Origin of the sequence: Burkholderia sp. 9777_1386 (assembly GCF_015712265.1) — a bacterium.
Classification (GTDB): Bacteria; Pseudomonadota; Gammaproteobacteria; order Burkholderiales; family Burkholderiaceae; genus Burkholderia; species Burkholderia cenocepacia.
On sequence record NZ_JACCQB010000158.1, the window covers coordinates 1 to 392 of the forward strand.

General features: G+C 53.6%; 1 protein-coding gene. It reads right to left on the reverse strand.

Annotated elements, in window-relative coordinates:
- On the reverse strand, window positions 1–392 hold a 392-nt coding region (locus tag H0X91_RS34830; protein ID WP_442859792.1), incomplete at both ends, for a FlgK family flagellar hook-associated protein.

Genomic DNA, 392 nt, shown 5'->3' on the forward strand with positions numbered 1-392 from the left:
GCACCGATCGCAACGTCACCTTTGTTTTTCGTGTTTTGCAGAACCGCGGGCTTACCGATAGCAAAGAAATCTTCACCAGCATCGCCGTTGGCATCAAATCCGGCTTTGTGTTGGGTGTTGAAAGCCTCGGCAAATGCCAGCGCCAGTTGTCCAAGCGTATTACGCGTCTGGTCCAGATCCTGAGAACGGAATGTCAGAATGCCGCCCAGCGACCCGGTATTCAGTAATTTCTCCGGGATCTCAATATTGCCTGCCGTCCCATCAACATAAGCGACAGTCGTACGAGAAGGGTCGGCGCTGGAAGGAACTGCCGCAAGTTGCCGCGCCGTACTTCCCTGAACCAGTGAGTAGCCATTGGCCATCGTGATGTTATAAGTGCCACCATCCTGAAC